16 protein-coding genes are annotated in these 17,936 nt (G+C 65.7%); 13 read left to right on the forward strand and 3 right to left on the reverse strand.

The window, feature by feature from the left end; genetic code table 11:
• Positions 1 to 401: 401 nt before the first annotated feature.
• Both KBI52_RS10190 and KBI52_RS10195 read left to right on the forward strand, forming a co-directional pair.
• Positions 402 to 1,337 (forward strand): DMT family transporter, encoded by a 936-nt coding sequence (locus KBI52_RS10190; RefSeq protein WP_210807172.1) that lies wholly within the window; start codon positions 402 to 404, stop codon positions 1,335 to 1,337.
• A complete protein-coding gene (locus tag KBI52_RS10195) occupies positions 1,330 to 2,124 on the forward strand; it encodes an SDR family NAD(P)-dependent oxidoreductase (protein WP_210807174.1) in 795 nt (264 codons plus the stop codon). Before KBI52_RS10190 ends, KBI52_RS10195 begins: the two co-directional genes overlap by 8 nt.
• A gap of 6 nt (positions 2,125 to 2,130) precedes the next feature.
• Here KBI52_RS10195 and KBI52_RS10200 read toward each other — a convergent pair whose 3' ends face one another.
• From KBI52_RS10200 to KBI52_RS10210, 3 genes are all read right to left on the reverse strand, one after another.
• Entirely contained in the window at positions 2,131 to 3,174 is a 1,044-nt protein-coding gene (locus KBI52_RS10200) for an aldose epimerase family protein (RefSeq protein WP_173946782.1), read from the reverse strand.
• Between the two features lie 60 nt (positions 3,175 to 3,234).
• A complete protein-coding gene (araD, locus tag KBI52_RS10205) occupies positions 3,235 to 4,956 on the reverse strand; it encodes an L-arabinonate dehydratase (RefSeq protein ID WP_173946781.1) in 1,722 nt (573 codons plus the stop codon).
• 116 nt (positions 4,957 to 5,072) lie between these two features.
• The gene (locus KBI52_RS10210) at positions 5,073 to 5,861 is read right to left on the reverse strand and encodes a FadR/GntR family transcriptional regulator (RefSeq protein WP_210807176.1); all 789 of its coding nucleotides are present in this window, start codon (positions 5,859 to 5,861) and stop codon (positions 5,073 to 5,075) included.
• Positions 5,862 to 6,215: 354 nt separating this feature from the next.
• Here KBI52_RS10210 and KBI52_RS10215 point away from each other — a divergent pair, with 354 nt between their 5' ends.
• The 11 genes from KBI52_RS10215 (at position 6,216) to KBI52_RS10265 (ending at position 17,906) form a co-directional block, all read left to right on the forward strand.
• Positions 6,216 to 7,184, forward strand: a complete 969-nt coding sequence (locus KBI52_RS10215) for a tripartite tricarboxylate transporter substrate binding protein (RefSeq protein ID WP_210807178.1) — start codon at positions 6,216 to 6,218, stop codon at positions 7,182 to 7,184.
• A gap of 76 nt (positions 7,185 to 7,260) precedes the next feature.
• A complete protein-coding gene (locus KBI52_RS10220) occupies positions 7,261 to 8,199 on the forward strand; it encodes a dihydrodipicolinate synthase family protein (protein ID WP_173946778.1) in 939 nt (312 codons plus the stop codon).
• Positions 8,200 to 8,261: 62 nt separating this feature from the next.
• Complete coding sequence (locus KBI52_RS10225) at positions 8,262 to 9,719, forward strand: FAD-binding oxidoreductase (protein ID WP_210807180.1); 1,458 nt, start codon at positions 8,262 to 8,264, stop codon at positions 9,717 to 9,719.
• Between the two features lie 104 nt (positions 9,720 to 9,823).
• Positions 9,824 to 10,465: a TetR family transcriptional regulator gene (locus KBI52_RS10230; RefSeq protein WP_210807182.1), complete on the forward strand. Its 642-nt coding sequence runs from the start codon at positions 9,824 to 9,826 to the stop codon at positions 10,463 to 10,465.
• A gap of 121 nt (positions 10,466 to 10,586) precedes the next feature.
• Positions 10,587 to 11,393: an ABC transporter permease gene (locus KBI52_RS10235; protein WP_173946775.1), complete on the forward strand. Its 807-nt coding sequence runs from the start codon at positions 10,587 to 10,589 to the stop codon at positions 11,391 to 11,393.
• A 34-nt stretch (positions 11,394 to 11,427) separates the two neighbouring features.
• A complete protein-coding gene (locus KBI52_RS10240; protein WP_173946774.1) occupies positions 11,428 to 12,435 on the forward strand; it encodes an ABC transporter substrate-binding protein in 1,008 nt (335 codons plus the stop codon).
• A 17-nt stretch (positions 12,436 to 12,452) separates the two neighbouring features.
• On the forward strand, positions 12,453 to 13,265 hold the full coding sequence (locus KBI52_RS10245) for an ABC transporter ATP-binding protein (protein ID WP_210807183.1): 813 nt from the start codon (positions 12,453 to 12,455) through the stop codon (positions 13,263 to 13,265).
• A gap of 5 nt (positions 13,266 to 13,270) precedes the next feature.
• Entirely contained in the window at positions 13,271 to 14,659 is a 1,389-nt protein-coding gene (locus KBI52_RS10250; RefSeq protein ID WP_210807185.1) for an enolase, read from the forward strand.
• A gap of 12 nt (positions 14,660 to 14,671) precedes the next feature.
• The gene (locus KBI52_RS10255) at positions 14,672 to 15,859 is read left to right on the forward strand and encodes a Gfo/Idh/MocA family protein (protein ID WP_173946771.1); all 1,188 of its coding nucleotides are present in this window, start codon (positions 14,672 to 14,674) and stop codon (positions 15,857 to 15,859) included.
• Positions 15,846 to 17,036: a dihydrodipicolinate synthase family protein gene (locus tag KBI52_RS10260; RefSeq protein WP_210807187.1), complete on the forward strand. Its 1,191-nt coding sequence runs from the start codon at positions 15,846 to 15,848 to the stop codon at positions 17,034 to 17,036. Before KBI52_RS10255 ends, KBI52_RS10260 begins: the two co-directional genes overlap by 14 nt.
• A gap of 3 nt (positions 17,037 to 17,039) precedes the next feature.
• The gene (locus KBI52_RS10265) at positions 17,040 to 17,906 is read left to right on the forward strand and encodes a sugar phosphate isomerase/epimerase (RefSeq protein ID WP_210807189.1); all 867 of its coding nucleotides are present in this window, start codon (positions 17,040 to 17,042) and stop codon (positions 17,904 to 17,906) included.
• Positions 17,907 to 17,936 lie beyond the last annotated feature (30 nt).

The raw sequence follows: 17,936 nt of genomic DNA on the forward strand, positions 1-17,936 counted from the left end.
CGGAGTTCGCCGAGACCGCCAAGCGCCTGATCGACATGTTCAACGAGAACTTCAAGCGCTTCGAGAGCCACGTGGACTCGGACGTTCGCTCCGCCGGACCGCAGACCTCGATCGCGGCCTGACGGGTTTCGATCCCATCCCTCCAGAAGGCGGCCCCCGGGCCGCCTTTTTCATGGGCCGCCGACGGACACCGAATTGGCATGTGGCTGACGCTTCGCCGTGCCAAGATGCTCCGGCACCGAACGATGCTCCGTGCCAGGATCATCCAACACCCACCGATGCGCCGGCAGCGCTTCCCACCCATGCGTCCGGCGAATTCCAGAGCATCCGAAAACATGTATGATGACATGCAAATAACGCGAGCCTGCTGTCGGCGGGCCTGAACCCGGTGGGATACGCCCTTGCTCCGTCTGACAGGTGTGCTCTTCGCGATCGCCGCAAATGGTCTGTTTGCGACCAGCGACACCCTGGTGAAGCTTCTCTCCCTGCGTTACCCCATCTTCCAGATCATCGCCATGCAGGCAGGCGTCGCCTGCATCGTGGTGGGCATCGTCATCTGGCGCGACAAAGCCTGCCGGCTCTCGGCCGTTCGGAACCCCAAGATGCTGATCGGACGAGGATTCCTGGCCGGAATCGGCACGGTCTCCGGCTTCTATGCCTTCTCGCTCCTGCCGCTCGCCGACGTCTACGCCATCACCTTCGGCTCGCCCCTCGTCGTCACGGTGGCGGCCGCGTGGCTTCTCGGCGAGCGCACGGAGCCGGCGCGATGGGCCGCGATCGTCGTGGGCTTTTCCGGCATCCTGATCATGGTGCAGCCGGGCTATACGGCCCTGTCCCTCGGGCATCTGGCGGCGTTCCTCAATGTCTTCGTCGGTGCCGGCGTCATTCTGATCATGCGCACGATCGGCTCGCAGGAAAACCGCGCCATCATGGTGGCCGCCGTGATGGCCGGACAGCTGACTGCGAGCCTGCCCGGCATGTACCTGAGCCATGCGCCCGCATGGAGCGATCTGGGATTGGTGACTTTGTCCGGATTCGTGATGGTGTCGGCGCAGTTCCTCATGCTGGAGGCCCTGCGCCGGGCGCCTGCGTCCAGCGTCGCTCCCATGCAGTACACCAAGCTCGTCTGGGCCCTGCCGATCGGCCTGTTCGTGTTCGGCGACGAGCCGAAGCCGCATGTGCTCGCCGGCGCCTTCGTGGTGATCGGATCGGTCTTGTACCTGCTCGCTCACGGGCGGCGGGCCGAGAACAGGATGGCGCAACTGCGCAGGAGCGGGGCCGAACGAGTGGAGCCTTCCGTGCAGCCGCAATGTCTCGAGGGGAAGAAGCTTGGTTGAGCATCAAAACACCGTGCTGCCGACAGGATCGACGCTATCGTTGCAAGGCAAGACGGCCGTCATCGTCGGAGGGTCGAGCGGGATCGGCAACGCCATCGCGCATGGCTTCCAGGCCGGCGGTGCCAGGGTGGCGATTGCAGCGCGAACGTCGGCAAAACTGGAGGAGGCGACACAGCGCCTGCAGGAAACTGATCCGGCAGCGCGCGGCTACGTGGTCGACGCGGCGCACCCGGAGGAGATCGACGGCCTCGTCGCGTCCGTCCTGACCGATTTCGGGTCTGTGGACATTCTGGTCGCGTGCCAGGGCACGACCATCCTCAAGCCTGCCGAGGAGGTCACGCCGGACGAGTATGACGGGATCATGCAGACGAACCTGCGCAGCGTGTTCTTCACCTGTACGCGCTTCGGCCGGCACATGCTGGAGCGCAGGTCGGGCTCGATCATCACCATCGCGTCGCTTGCCGCCCATCGCGGCTGGCCGCTCGCCTCGGTCTACGCCGCGAGCAAGCACGGCGTCGTCGGGGTGACGAAGACTCTGGCCGCCGAATGGGCCGACCGGGGCGTGCGCGTCAACGCGATCTCGCCGGGATTTTTCATGACCGAGCTGAACCAGGCCAAGATGAGTCAAAAGCGCAAGGGCAATGCGCTCCTGAGAACGCCCGCGGGCCGCTTCGGGCAGCTCGACGAACTCGTGGGCGCGGCGATCTATCTGGCCTCTCCGTCCGCGGGATTCGTCACCGGAACCGTGCTCAGCGTCGACGGAGGCTATCTCGCGTCCGGGATCTGATCAGACTCACGCGACGAAGAACGGAATGCGCATCACGTGGCGATAGGTCTCGCCGGGGCGCAGCACCGCCGAGGGGAAATGCGGGATGTTCGGAGCGTTCGGGAAGTTCTGCGTCTCGAGCGCGAAGCCCGCATGCTTCTCGTAAACGGCGCCGCCTTTGCCGACGGCCGGCACCTTGCCGAAATGGTTGGCCGTGTAGAACTGAACACCGGGCTGATTGGTCCAGATCTCCAAGCCCCGGCGTGAGACGGGATCCACTGCACGGGCCGCGCGGCGCAGGGGCTCCCCCCGGTCGTCGAGACAGAAATTGTGGTCGTAGCCGGCCTCGGGGAGCTGGGTCGTGTCGTCGATCATCGCGCCGATGGGACGTAACGATCTGAAATCGAATGCCGTTCCGGCCACGGGCGCGAACGCGCCGGTGGGAATCTTGCCGGGCCCGACCGGTGTATAGCGGTCGGCGTCGATCAGCAGGTGCTGGTCGCGGACATGGCCGGAACCGTGGCCGGCGAGGTTCCAATAGCCGTGATAGGCCAGGTTCACCACCGTCGGGCGGTCCGTCGTCGCCTCCATGACGATCTCGAGTGCCGGGTCACCGGTCAGACGATATGTCACTGACGTGGTCACGGCGCCGGGATAGCCCTCGTCGCCGTCGGGCCGGTGCAACGTCAGCCGGACGGCGTTGTCGGCCGTATCGGGCTCACCTGTCCAGATCCGCTTGCTGAAGCCGCCGAAGCCGCCATGGATGTGGTTCGGCGGCTCGTTCGGCGACAGGGTATAGGTCTCGCCATCGAGCGTGAAGCGCGCATCCGCGATGCGGTTGGCGAAACGGCCGCAGATCGCGCCCGCCGAGCCGCGGTTTTGCACGTAGGAAGCCGGATCGTCATAGCCCAGAACGATATCGGCGGCTTGTCCCTCGCCGTCCGGAACGAACAGGCGGCTCAAGGCGGCCGCATAGGTGATGATCGTCGCACGGACAGGGCCGGTTTCGATCTCGAAGGCCTCGACCGGCTGACCGTCGATGGCCCCGAAGGCGGTTTTTTGAATGCTCATGAGCGGACACGAAAAAGCCGGCGGCGCCACCGGGAGGCAGGGCCGTCGGCAGGGGGAGGATCAGTGGATCTCGGGCTCCGGCACGCCGCCGGATCCTTCGAGGAAGTCGAAGTCGCAGCCCTCGTCCGCCTGGCGGATGTGCTGCGCGAAGAGCTTGTTGTAGCCGCGCGGGTAGTCGCGCGGCGGCGGCGACCAGGTGCGCAGGCGGTCCTTGATCTGCTCGTCGCTCACATGAAGATGGATCGAACGGTTCGGCACGTCGACGGTAATGAGGTCGCCCGTGCGCACGGCCGCGAGCGGGCCGCCGATATGGGCCTCCGGCGAGACGTGCAGGATGCAGGCGCCGTAGCTCGTGCCGCTCATGCGGGCATCGGAGATGCGCAGCATGTCGCGCACGCCCTGCTTGAGGAGCTTCTTCGGGATCGGCAGCATGCCCCATTCCGGCATGCCCGGACCGCCGATGGGACCCGCATTGCGCAGCACCATGATGTGATCGGGCGTGACGTCGAGGTCGAGGTCGTTCACGGCCTTCGTCATCTCGTCATAGGTGTCGAAGACGATCGCCGGACCCGTGTGCTGCAGCAGCCGCGCTTCTGCGGCGGGCGGCTTGATCACGCAGCCCTTCGGGGCCAGGTTGCCGCGCAGGATGGCCGTGCCCCCGGAGGCGGCGATCGGCTTGTCGAGCGGACGGATCACGTCATCGTTGTAGACGGCCGCACCTTCGAGCGCGTCCCGCAGGGTCCCGGCCACGGTGCGCTCGTCGAGATGGAGCATCGGGGCGAGGCGCGAGAGAAGGCCGCGAATGCCGCCGGCGATGTGGAAGTCTTCCATCAGCCACTCGCCCGACGGTCGGAGATTGGCGATCACCGGAACCTTCTGGGCGAAGTCGTCGAAATCCTGCAGGTTCACCTCGACGCCCGCGCGTCCTGCCATCGCCACGAGATGGATCATCGCGTTCGTCGAGCCGGCAAGAGCATTGTGGACCATCAGGGCATTTTCGAACGAGCGGCGGGTGAGAATGTCGCTCGGCTTGAGATCGTCCCAGACCATCTCGACGATCTTCCGGCCGGTGAGGCTCGCCATGCGCGGATGCGCGGCGTCGACGGCCGGGATGGAGGCGGCGCCGGGCAGGCTAAGCCCGAGCGTCTCGACGATGGACGTCATGGTGGAGGCCGTGCCCATGGTCATGCAGGTGCCCGGCGAGCGCGCGATGCCCGCCTCCATGTCGTTCCATTGCTGGTTCGTGATGGTGCCGGCTTCCTTCTCGGCCCAGTACTTCCAGATGTCGGAGCCCGAGCCGAGGATCGTGCCGCCATGGTGGCCACGGATCATGGGGCCGGCCGGCATGAAGATCATCGGCAGGTTCATGCTGATCGCCCCCATGACGGTCGCGGGTGTCGTCTTGTCGCAGCCGCCCATGAGCACCGCGCCGTCGATGGGATGCGAGCGCAGGAGTTCCTCCACCTCCAAGGCGAGGAGGTTGCGGTAGAGCATCGTGGTCGGCTTGACGAAGTTCTCCGACAGCGACAGGGCGGGGAGCTCAATGGGGAAGCCGCCCGCCTGCCACACGCCGCGCTTCACGTCCTCGACGCGCACGCGGAAATGGGCGTGGCAGGGATTGATGTCGCTCCAGGTGTTGATGATCGCGATCACCGGCTTGCCCATGAAGTCCTCACGCGCATAGCCCATCTGAAGCGTTCGGGATCGATGCCCGAAGGACCGCAGATCAGTGACGCCGAACCAACGGTGGCTCCTCAATTGCTCGGGCGATCGCTTGGCCATTCTCGTTTCTCTCCCTGCGCCTCGCGGCGCAAAAGCCATATATCATACAAATTTAGAAATTGGTCGCCGTTTTGGCCCCTGCTGTCAAGGGCAGAGGGCCGTTTTGCCTGCGGCGTCTAGGCTTTCGCAGCCGACCGGACTTTGATCGGTTTGGACGCGGGCTTGGCCGAGACCTGCAGCATCCGGGCCGAATACCGGTTGCGGCTGTTGGCGAGATGCGCGCGCATCATGGCGGCCGCGAGGTTCGAGTCGCCCATGGCGATCGCATCCCGGATCGCCCGGTGCTCCCGCTCGATCACGCCGAGATAGTCGCGCTGGCGCTGATCCTCGCCCACCGGGTTGAGCTGGCCCAGGCGGCGGGGTACGGCGAACTCCCCGAGGAAATCCAGGAAGCGCGCGAAATACGGGTTCTTGGTCGCGCCCGCAAGGATCCGGTGGAATTCCAAATCCGCCGCGATGCCGTAGTCTTCGCCCTTGGTGATGTTCTCCAGGGCGCGGTCGAGCGCGGCCAGCTCCTCGTCGGTCCGGCGCACGGCCGCCAGCGAGGCCGCTTCCACTTCCACGGCCAGGCGCAGCTCCAGCATGGCCAGGATGTCGTCGACCTCGCCGTTGCTGAGAGACGCGAAGAAATCCGATTTCGGCGGGGGCGGGAGCACGAAGGCGCCGGCGCCCTGGCGGGTCTGGACAAGCTTCGCCGCTTTGAGGGCCGCCACGGCCTCGCGCACCACCGTCCGGCTGACGCCGGCGGCCGATGCCAGTTCGGCTTCGGTGGGCAGACGATCACCTGCCTGCAGCCGTCCCTCGGCGATCTCGCGTGAGATCGCCTCCGCCAGATCGCTCACGAGATTGCGCTTGCGGGCGACGGTGTTGAGGGACAGGCCGGATAGGAAAGAGCGTTCGTTCATGGGGCCGTTGAGTGCCTGTTTCGAGGCGCTGAATGCTGAAGGGGTCCAGGGTCGCTGCCGGTTGTTCGGAAACGATCCGTCAAGACTGCGCCGAGTTCCGGTGCAGCGGCCGGCCTGTCAGGTGATTTGCCTGGTTCGGCAGGCCAACTTGTCGTATGTCTCACTACTTGCTGGGCTCTCCCAAGTCAAAAGAAATCGTTATTACAGGCACATATCCTGGTGGAAAGGTGCCCCTGCGCGGAACGATTATGATCTCATTCATGTCCGCTTGTCAAAATTTGTATGTTGCCATACAAGATGGGCTGCAATTCCGATGCCGAAGTTCAATGAAAACGGGAATCAGGGAGAGAACACATGAGGAAGTTGCTCGCGGCGATCGGCCTCTCGCTGCTCGGTCTTGGCGCCGCGCAGGCGCAAAGCCCCGCTTGGCCGCAGAAGCAGGTCACGATCGTCGTGCCGTTCGGCGCCGGGGGCACGACCGACCTGTTCGCCCGCATCGTGGCCGAGCAGCTTCAGGCCAAATACGGCAAGCCCTTCGTCATCGAGAATCGTCCGGGAGCGGGCGGCAATATCGGGACGACGGCTGTCGCCAAGGCTGCGCCTGACGGTCATACGCTCCTCGTCGGCACGGTGAGCACCCATGCCATCAACCCGTTCCTCTACAAGAACCTCCCTCACGACGCCGAGAAGGACTTCATCCCGATCACCGGCCTGGCCAAGCTCCCCAACCTTCTTGTGGTGACACCCAAGGTTCCGGCGAAGACCTTTGCGGAATTCGTGGAATACGCCAAGCAGAACCCGGGCAAGCTGAACTACGGCTCGTCCGGAGCCGGAACGTCGCAGCATCTGGCGGCCGAGCTGTTCCAGCTCAAGACCGGCGCGAAGATGACCCACGTGCCGTTCCGCAGCTCCCAGGACATCGTCAACGGCCTGCTCGGCGGGCATATCGACCTGGCTTTCGACAACATGACCATCGCATGGCCTCAGGCGCAGGCCGGCACCGTCCGGGCGCTCGCCGTCACGAGCCCCGAGCGCAGCCCGCAGGCGCCGGAGGTCCCGACGGTCGCCGAGACCTTGACCGGGTTCGATGCCACCTCCTGGAACGGGCTCTGGGCGCCAGCCGGCACGCCGCCGGCCATCGTCGACACCATCGCGGCCGACGTGAAGACCATTCTCGAGAAGCCCGAGGTCCAGAAGAAGGCCGCCGAGCTGGCCTCGACGCCGGCACCGATGACCCCGCAGCAGTTCGCCGAGTACATCCAGGCCGAGCGGCAGAAATGGTCCGAGGTGGTCAAGGCCGTCGGCATCCAGCTCGGCCAGTGAGAGCCGATTCTTGAGAATGAAACCGGGCGATGCCCATCCGATCCCAAACCGCCCCTGAAACAGCGAGACCGCATCCATGCTGACGAAGATCGAAACCTCCGAACTTGCCCGCTCCGTTCTGGCGGTTCCGCCCTTTGCCCTGACGCCTGATCTCGAGGTCAACCCGGACGCCAATGCGAAGCTGATCCGCCATCTCGAGGCCGGCGGCGTGTCGACGCTGCTCTATGGCGGCAACGCCAACGTGCACAACTGGCCGGTCTCGCGCTTTGCCGACTGGCTCGACAGCCTGGAGGATTCGGTCGCCGACAGCACCTGGCTGATCCCCTCGGTCGGCCCGGATTGGGGCAAGCTCGTCGACGAGGCGGCGATCCTCAAGAGCCGCCGCTATCCGGTCGCGATGGCGCTGCCGATGATCGCCCCGCAGACGCCGGACGGCGTGGTGCGCGGGCTTGAGGATTTCGTGAGCCGGTCCGGCGTTCCGCTTATCGTCTACATCAAGACCGATCAGTATGTGCCCGCCAAGGCGATGGGCCGGCTGGTCGAGCAGGGCGCCGTCTTCGGCATCAAATACGCGGTGCCGCGCACCGACCTGACGCAGGATTCCTACCTGCAGGAGCTGATCGACGCGGTCGGAGCGGAGCGGATCGTGAGCGGCTTCGGCGAGCCTCCGGCCTTCCCGCATCTGACGCATTTCAAGCTGGCCGGCTTCACGGCAGGCTGCGTGTGCATCGCGCCGCACCTGTCGATGGCCTACCTTCATGCGCTGAAGCGCGGCGACGAGGCCGAGGCCAAGCGCCTCCTCGAAGTCTTCCTGCCTCTCGAGGCGATCCGCGAGCGCCACAACGCGATCCGAGTTCTCCACACGGCCGTGTCCCTGTCGGGCGTCGCCGACATGGGCCCGATCCTGCCGCTCCTCACCGAGGCCGATCCGGCGATCCACGGAGAGATCAAGGAAGCCGCCCAGGCTCTCCTGGCGGCCGAAATGACCGCTCGACAGCAGGCCGCTGCCGCGTAATGTGACCGGCATCGTCGGTCGGCCGGCTTGAGCCGGCAGCATGCAGGGCGCTCGTGATATCCATGCCTGAAACCCATTCCGATCTCCTGGGCGTGCTCGCCGCACGCCTGGGAGCCAAGCACGTCATCGTCGATCCCGCCGCGATGGAAGGCTACCTCGTCGAGGAGCGAAAGCTCTATCGCGGCGCCGCTCTCGCCGTGGTCCGTCCCGGCACCACGGAGGAGGTCGCCTTCGTCGTGCGGGAATGCGCGAAGGCGCAGGTCGCGATCGTGCCCCAGGGCGGCAATACCGGGCTCGTCGGCGGCGGGGTGCCGCACACCGGCATTGTCCTGTCGCTCGCCCGGCTCGACCGCGTCCGCGAGGTGAATGCCTTCAACGCCGCCATCACGGTCGAGGCGGGCTGCATCCTGAAGACCGTTCAGGATGCCGCAAGCGAGGTGGATTGCATCTTCCCGCTTTCCCTTGCCTCCGAGGGCTCGTGCCGGATCGGCGGCAATATCGCGACCAATGCGGGCGGCGTGAACGTCCTGCGCTACGGCAATACCCGCGATCTCGTGCTCGGGCTTGAGGTCGTTCTCGCCGACGGGCGGATCTGGAATGGCCTGAAAGGTCTGCGCAAGGATAACACCGGCTACGACCTCAAGAACCTCTTTGTCGGCTCTGAAGGAACGCTGGGCATCATCACGGCCGCGGTGCTGAAGCTGTTCCCGCGGCCCAAGGCCCAGGTCGTGGCCTTCGTGGGATGTGCCTCGCCTCATGCGGCGCTCGGCCTGTTCGAGAGCCTGCGCCGGACCATGGGCGACGAGCTGACGGCCTTCGAGTACCTGCCACGCTTTGCCTTGGAGATCGTGCTGAGACATGCGTCCGGGGCCGTCCGACCGCTCGCGGGCGATCACCTCGCCTACGCGCTGATCGAAGTGTCGTCGCCCGATCCCGATCTCGACCTGCGCGAACAGTTGGAAAGATCCTTGGGAGCCGCATTCGAGAGCGGCACCATCGAGGACGCGACCATCGCGACCAGCGAGGCCCAGAATGCGGCGCTCTGGCACCTGCGGGAAAGCCTCTCCGACGTGCAGGGGCTCGAGGGAGGGTCGATCAAGCACGACGTCTCGGTGCCCGTCTCGGACGTTGCCGATTTCATCGTCGCGGCGAGCAAGGCCTGCGAGGAAGCCCTGCCGGGCGTGCGGGTCTGCGCCTTCGGGCATTTCGGCGACGGCAACATCCATTTCAACCTGACCCAGCCCGTCGACATGGAGAAGTCGCTCTTCCTGGCGCAGTGGGAGCGCTTCAACCGCATCGTCCACGACATCGTTCATGCGATGAACGGCTCGATTTCCGCCGAGCACGGGGTCGGCCTCATCAAGCGCGACGAGCTGGCGCGCTACAAGGATCCGGTCGCCCTGGACCTGATGAGGACGTTGAAGCAGGCTCTCGACCCGCAGAACATCCTCAACCCCGGAAAGGTCGTCGCCGTGACGGGAGATCTGCCGCCCGCCCTGCCTGTGGCCCGCAAAGCCTGATGCGGGCGCCGTCCTGGCGGCTTCGGTTTGCCGTCCGGTGATGGTACAAGGCTGAACCCGCACGCCGGCCTTGCCATGGCGAAGCCGCAGCAACCTGGATTGTCATGAACGCTCCTGCCGTCAGCAAACAGGTTATCCGAGACGCCGAAGCGACGAAGCGGCGGATCCTGGAGGCTGCCACGGCGGAGTTCGCCGGCCACGGCTATGGCGGCGCGCGCGTCGATCAGATTGCGGAGGCCGCCCGCACCAACAAGCGCATGCTCTACTACTATTACGGGAGCAAGGAGGCGCTGTTCCTGGCGACCCTCGAGGCGGCCTACGATCATATCCGGGCGGCCGAGCGGGAGCTTCATCTTGAGGAGCTGACACCGCTGCAGGCCCTCGAGGAGCTCGTACGCTTCACCTGGAACTACTTCGTCCGGCATCCCGAATTCATGATGCTGCTCAACACTGAGAACCAGCATCGGGCCAAGCACCTCAAGAAGTCGCAGCAGGTGCACACCATGAACTCCCCGGTGATCGACACGATCGGCGTCATCCTGAAGCGCGGTGAAACGTCCAGGGACATTCGGCCCGGAATCGATCCGGTCCAGCTTTACGTGTCCATCGCGGGGCTCTGCTACTTCTACTTGTCGAACGTCTATACCCTGTCCGTAGCCTTCGGGCGCGAGCTTCTGTCGGCTCCTGCCATGAAGGAGCGGATCGACCACGTGGTCGATTTCGTCCTGGCCGGCGTGCGCGCCTGAATTTTCCAATCGGCGCTTGACATGTCTGACAACCGGGCGTCTAATTAACCAGTTGGTTACATAGAGCGGCAGAAGCCGCCTCCGACATACGCTTTGGAAACGCCCTTGAGGAAGACGCTTCATGACGTCGAAGCTCGCGCGCGCCGGTCAGACCCTGCTGAACTCCGCCTGGATCAAGCCGTTCGGGCTTCTCATCCTGACCGTCGTACTCTGGGACCTGACGGTTCGCATCTTCGCCATTCCGGCCTACCTGGTCCCGCCCCCGAAGGATGTGGCGGTGGCGTTCTGGAATGAGGGCGACAAGCTGCTCATCGAGGCCGTTCCGACCACCATGGCGACGCTCGGCGGGTTCTTCCTCTCCGCTGCGTTCGGGATCCCGATCGCCATGCTGATCGCCGGGTCGCGCACCGTCGAATCCTACGTCTACCCGCTGCTCGTCTTCTCGCAGTCGATCCCCAAGGTCGCGGTGGCGCCCCTCTTCGTGGTGTGGTTCGGCTTCGGCATGGCCCCGAAGGTGATCTCGGCCTTCCTGCTCGGCTTCTTCCCCGTGGTGGTCGCCGGCGTGCAGGGCTTCAAGTCGCTCGACCCCGAGATGCGCGATCTGGTCCGCTCCATGAAGGCGTCCCGCCTCCAGGCCTTCACTATGGTGAGCCTGCCGCATGCCATGCCGGCCATCTTCGCGGGCCTGAAGGTCTCCGTGACGCTGGCCGTGGTCGGCGCGGTGGTCGGAGAGTTCGTGGGCGCCAATTCGGGCATCGGGTTCGTCCTGCAGCGGTCCATCGGCAATTTCGAGCTGCCGACCATGTTCGCGGCGCTCGTGATCCTGGCGCTGATCAGCGTCATCCTGTTCTGGATCATCGACCTCATCGAACGTTTCACCGTGCCGTGGCACGCCAGCCAGCGGCACGACTTTGCAGCAACCGCCTGAACCATAAGGGCGGGGCACCAACCGGAGGAAACTGATGAAGAAGCGTACGTTCCTGAAAGCCACCCTCTTTGCCGCGACGGCTCTCATGCCCTTCGTGTCGCTGCCGGCTCAGGCCGCCGACAAGGTCGTGCTGATGCTCAACTGGTACGTCTATGGCGAGCATGCGCCGTTCTTCTACGGCAAGGAGAAGGGCCTCTACGCCGCCGAGGGCATCGATCTCGAGATTCAGGAAGGGCGCGGCTCGGCCGTGACCGTGCAGGCCGTGGCGGCCAAGACCGTCGACTTCGCCTATGCGGACGTCCCGACCATGATCCGCGCCGCCGTGAAGGGCGCTCCCGTCATGTCTCCGGGGGTGCTGCTGCAGAAGAATCCCATGTCGGCGATGGGTTTTTCCGAGAAGAACATCCGCAAGGCCGAGGATCTGCGCGGCAAGACGGTCGCGACGACGCCCGGCGATTCCATGTCGCAGATCTGGCCGCTCTTCCTCAAGAAGGCAGGTCTCAAGGAAAGCGAGATGCGCATCGTGTCCGGTGACGCGCAGACGAAGCTCAATGCGGTCATCAACGGTCAGGCCGACGTGCTCCTGGGCTACGTCATGGACCAGAGCATGAAGATCAAGGACGCGACGGGGAAGAACGTCACGCCGGTCATGTTCGCGGATTACGGCGTCAACCTCGTCTCCTCGGGCATCATCGCGCACAAGGACACCCTGAAGGACAAGACCGATCTCGTGCGCCGCTTCATGAGCGCGACCACCAAGGCCATCGAGGGTGCGGAAAAGGCTCCGGCCGAGGCCACGCAGGCGGTCCTGAAGGCGCTGCCGAAGGCCGGCAAGCCCGACACCCTGCAGGAGGGCTTCGAGCTGACGATCCCGCTCTACCGCACGGAGGACACGAAGAACCAGCGTCCGTTCAACGTCACCGATGCCAACATGGCCGAGACGGTGAATCTCCTCATCGAGTACGGCGGTCTCGACCCGTCGGCGAAGGAGAATCCCAAAGCCTTCTACACCCGCGACTTCCTGCCGAAGGCCACCCAGTGAGCAGGCAGGCTTATGCCATGGCACATCTGCGTGTCATCCCCAAGAGCGAGGCGTCCGCGCCTCGCAACATGATCGAGATCCGCAATCTCGCGAAGACCTATCGCACCCGGGGCGGCGACGTGCCGTCCCTGCGGCCGATCAATCTCGACATCACGGAAGGCGAGTTCGTCGCCGTGGTCGGGCCTTCGGGATGCGGCAAGTCTACGCTCCTGAAGCTCGTGGCCGGCCTCATCCCGCCGACGGAGGGCCAGGTCCAGATCGGCGGCGTCGCCGTGAAGGATCCGCCGGACGACGTGGGCATCGTGTTCCAGAGCCCGGTGCTCCTGCCCTGGCGCTCGGTGCTGCGCAACGTGATGCTCCCTGTCGAGGTGCGCAAGCTCGACCGGGCGACCCATCTCGCCCGCGCGCGCAAGCTCCTGTCCATGGCGGGGCTCGAGGACTTTCAGAACAAGTATCCCTGGCAGCTCTCCGGCGGCATGCAGCAGCGCACCGCCATCTGTCGCGCGCTGGTGCACGATCCGAAGATCGTCCTCATGGACGAGCCCTTCGGCGCCCTCGACGCCATGACGCGCGAGCGCATGAACCTCGAGCTGCAGCGGATCCACCACGAGACGGGCAAGACGATCCTTCTGATCACCCACTCGATTCCCGAAGCGGTGTTCCTCGCGGACCGCGTGGTCGTCATGTCGGAACGGCCCGGGACGATTGCGGCGATCTACGACGTTACGCTGCCGCGACCGCGTGATCTGGACGTCATGGGGCATCCGACCTTCGTCGATCTCACGCAGAAGATCCGCGCGCATTTCTACGCCCGCGGCCACCTGGATTGAAAACCATGTCCGGCGTCCGGCTCCGTATCCTCGAGATCCAGACCTTCGAGCGTCCCATGCGCTTCGCGCGGCCGTTCCGGTTTGGCCTCGTGACCGTCGACGAGGCGCCGCAGGCCTTCGTTCGGGTCGTCGCCGAGGTGGAGGGCAATGGGACGGCAGCCGGCGTCACTGCCGAAATGATGATGCCGAAATGGTTCGACAAGAACCCGGCCAAGTCGCCGCAAGACACCATCGCTGATCTGAAGGCGAGCCTCGGCGAGGCGGCGCGCAACTACGCGGAAGCTCAGGACTGGGACACGGCCTTCGGTCATCATGTGCGAGGCTTCACGGCCCAGAAGACCTGGGCGGCCGACCGGGGATTGCCCGGTCTCGTCGCCTCGTTCGGCCCCGCTCTCCTCGACAAGGCCGTTGCCGATGCCGTTCTCAAGGCGCTGAAGCTCGGCTTCCCGGAGGGCGTGCGGCGCAACGTCTTCGGCATCGACGCGCGCCAGACGCCGGATCTCGACGCGGAGCGCATCCAGTCCTTCTTAGGCGGCGTGCAGCCGGTCGGCGACGTCCTGCTGCGGCACACAGTCGGGCTGCTCGATTCCCTGGAGGGCGCCGGCGGGCTCGAGGATGAAATCCGGCTCGCGCGCTTGAGGCTCTTCAAGATCAAGATCGGCGGCGACGTCGATGCGGACATCGCCCGGCTGCAGGCGATCCACGATCTCCTGTCGCGGCATGTTCCGGATTATCGCGCAACCCTCGACGCCAACGAGCAGTACGATCCGCAACGTCTGGGGGTTCTCCTGCGGGAGATGAACGGCGGCAGGCTGCGGGCCTTCCGCAATCACCTGCTGTACATCGAGCAGCCGTTCGACCGGGCCGGGACCTTTGCGGCGCCCCTGGGCGATCTCGCCGACGGGATCCCGCTCATCATCGACGAGGCGGACGGCGATGACGATGCCTTCCCGCGCGCGGTCGAACTCGGCTATCGCGGCGTGTCCTCGAAAGCCTGCAAAGGGTTCTACAAGTCCATCCTGAATGCCGTTCGCGTCTCGGCCCTGAACGAGATCCGACCGGGCGGGTACTTCGTTTCCGCAGAGGATCTCACGTGCCAGGCAGGGCTTGGGATCCAGCAGGATACCGCGCTCGTCGCGACCCTCGGCCTACCCCACGCCGAACGCAACGGCCACCATTACGTCGAGGGCTTCGGCCTCGCGTCGGACGCGGAAGCGGCGCGCTTTGCGGCCGCGCATCCCGATCTCTACCGGGAGCAGGGCGGCCGCCTGGGCCTTGCTGTCGAACGCGGGTCGCTCCCGACCACGTCCCTGTTGTCTATTCCAGGGTTCGCCAGCGGTGCCGAGCCCGACTGGAGCAGTCTCGTTCCGCTCGCACACCATCATCGTCGATAGGAGACTTTTGCTATGACTCAGCGCAGATTGGGCATCGTGATGCATGGCATCACCGGCCGCATGGGAATGAACCAGCATCTCATCCGCTCCGTCGCGGCCATCCGGGCCCAGGGCGGCGTGACGCTGTCGGACGGATCGAGGGTTCAGCTCGACCCGATCCTGGTCGGACGCAACGCGGACAAGATCCAGGAACTCGCCAAGACCTATGGCATCGACCGCTGGACGACCGACCTCGACGCGGCCATCGCCGATCCGAAGGACGAGATCTTCTTCGACGCGGCCACGACGCAGATGCGCCCGACCCTGCTCGAGCAGGCCATCAATGCCGGCAAGCACATCTATTGCGAAAAGCCGATCTCCACGAACCTGCCGGAGGCCCTGAAGATCGTCCGTCTCGCCCGCGAGAAGGGCGTGAAGAACGGAACCGTGCAGGACAAGCTGTTCCTGCCCGGCCTGCAGAAGCTGAAGATGCTGCGCGATTCCGGCTTCTTCGGCCGTATGCTCTCCGTGCGCGGCGAGTTCGGCTACTGGGTGTTCGAGGGCGATTGGGGCCAGCCGGCCCAGCGCCCGTCCTGGAACTACCGCTCCGAGGACGGCGGCGGCATGATCCTCGACATGGTCTGCCACTGGCGCTACGTGCTCGACAATCTCTTCGGCGAGGTGCGCTCGGTGTCCTGCATCGGTTCGACGCACATCCCCGAGCGCGTCGACGAGAAGGGCAAAGCCTACCAGGCGACGGCCGATGATTCCGCCTACGCCACCTTCATGCTCGACGGCGGCGTGATCGCCCACATCAACATGTCCTGGTGCACCCGCGTGTATCGCGACGACCTCGTCACCTTCCACGTGGACGGAACGCACGGCTCGGCGGTCGCCGGCCTGACCGATTGCGTGATCCAGCCGCGCCAGGCCACGCCGCGGCCGGTCTGGAACCCGGACCAGAAGCAGACCATCGACTTCTACGACACCTGGCAGCCGGTCCCCGACAATACGGTCTATGACAACGGCTTCAAGACCCAGTGGGAGATGTTCGTCCGCCACGTGGTCGAGGATGCGCCGTACAAGTACACCCTCGTGGAAGGCGCCAAGGGCGTGCAGCTCGTCGAATGCGCTCTCGAGAGCTGGCGCGAGCGTCGCTGGGTCGACGTGCCGCCGCTGAATGTCGGCGCCTCGAAGGAGAAGCAGCATGAACCGGCCTGAGACCATCAGCGCCCTGTCGATCCACCTGCCCCAGGCGGATCGCAGCCTGGAGACCTATAAGCTCTCCGCGCCCAAATCCTTCCCCGACAAGGTGAGCGGGCCGATGAACCGCATCGCGTTCTCGGCCGCCCACGTGGTGGCCGACCCGCTCGCCGATGCGGATCCGTGGCTGCAGGCCGCCATCGACTGGGACAAGACCATCGCGTACCGCGAGCGTCTCTGGGATCTCGGTCTCGGCGTCGCCGAGGCCATGGACACGGCGCAGCGCGGGATGGGCCTCGACTGGCCCACTTCGCTCGAGCTGATCCGCCGCTCGGTCGGCGCCGCCAAGGCGCGGGGGAACGCTCTCGTGTTCTCCGGCGCCGGCACGGATCACCTCGCGCCCGAGGCGGCGCGCAGCATCGACGACGTGATCCGCGCCTACGAGGAGCAGTTCGCCGCCATCGAGGCGGTCGGCGGGCGCATCATCCTCATGGCGTCGCGGGCGCTCGCCCGCGTGGCCAAGTCGGCCGATGACTACGTCAAGGTCTACGACCGTATCCTCGGCCAGGCGAAGGAGCCGGTGATCATCCACTGGCTCGGCGACATGTTCGATCCGGCGCTCGCCGGCTACTGGGGCACGGCCGATCTCGACGCCGCCATGGATACCTGCGTGGCGATCATCAACGCCCATGCGTCCAAGGTCGACGGCGTCAAGATCTCGCTTCTCGACAAGGACAAGGAGATCGCCATGCGGCGCCGCCTCGACAAGGGCGTGCGCATGTATACGGGCGACGACTTCAACTATGCCGAGCTGATCGCCGGCGACGACCAGGGCTATTCGCACGCGCTGCTCGGCATCTTCGACGCCATCGCGCCGGCGGCCTCCTCGGCTCTCGTGAGCCTCGCGGCGGGCAACCTCGGCGCGTTCCACGAGGCGCTCGCGCCGACGGTTCCGCTGTCGCGGCACATCTTCCGGGCTCCGACGCGGTTCTACAAGACCGGCGTGGTGTTCATGGCCTATCTCAACGGCCATCAGGACCACTTCACCATGGTGGGCGGACAGGAGAGCGCACGCTCGACCCTGCATCTCGCCGAGCTCTTCCGCCTGGCGGACAGGGCCGGCCTGCTGCGCGATCCGGATCTCGCCGTGGAGCGCATGCGCTGCGTCATGGCCACGCACGGGGTGGAGGCGTAAGGGATGCGTGACTTTTCCGGCGATCACCGCGCCCTGTCGATCAACACGGCCACGGTGAGGAAGCAGGGCGATCTCGTGGCCATCACGGAAGCCTGCGCCAGAGCCGAGATCAAGGCGATCTCGGCCTGGCGCGACCAGGTGGCAGCGGTCGGTCTCAACCGGGCCGTGGCGGCCGTGAAGGATGCGGGACTGGAGCTCTCCGGCTATTGCCGGGGCGGCATGTTCCCGTCCGACGCGGCGCGGCTGCAGGAGGCGACCGACGACAACCGCCGCGCCGTGGACGAGGCGGTTGCGCTCGGCGCGCCCTGTCTCGTTCTCGTGGTCGGCGGCCTGCCGCAATACTCGCGGCCCGGCTCGCAGCCGTCGAAGGACATTGACGCGGCGCGCACCCTCGTCGAGGACGGCATTGCGACCCTGCTCGAGTATTCCCGCCAGGCCGGGCTCCCGCTCGCCATCGAGCCGCTCCATCCCATGTACGCGGCCGACCGTGCCTGCGTGAACACGATGCGCCAGGCGCTCGACATCTGCGACCGGGTCGATCCGGAGCGCACGGGCATGCTCGGTCTTGCGGTCGACGTCTACCACGTCTGGTGGGACCCGGAGCTGAAGGAGCAGATCCGCCGCACGGGACACGACAGGCTGCTCGCCTATCACGTCTGCGACTGGCTCGTGCCCACCACGGACCTGCTGCTCGACCGCGGCATGATGGGTGACGGCGTCATCGACCTGCGCGGAATCCGTGAGGTCGTCGAGGCGGCCGGTTATGCCGGCTACTCGGAGGTCGAGATCTTCTCGGAGAACAACTGGTGGACCAAGCCGATGGAGGAGGTGCTCGCCACCTGCATCGAACGGCACCGCACGGTCGTCTGACGAAACGCGACCGCGATCTTTGACATCGTG

This window comes from Microvirga sp. HBU67558 (assembly GCF_018069605.1).
GTDB lineage: Bacteria > Pseudomonadota > Alphaproteobacteria > Rhizobiales > Beijerinckiaceae > Microvirga > Microvirga terrae.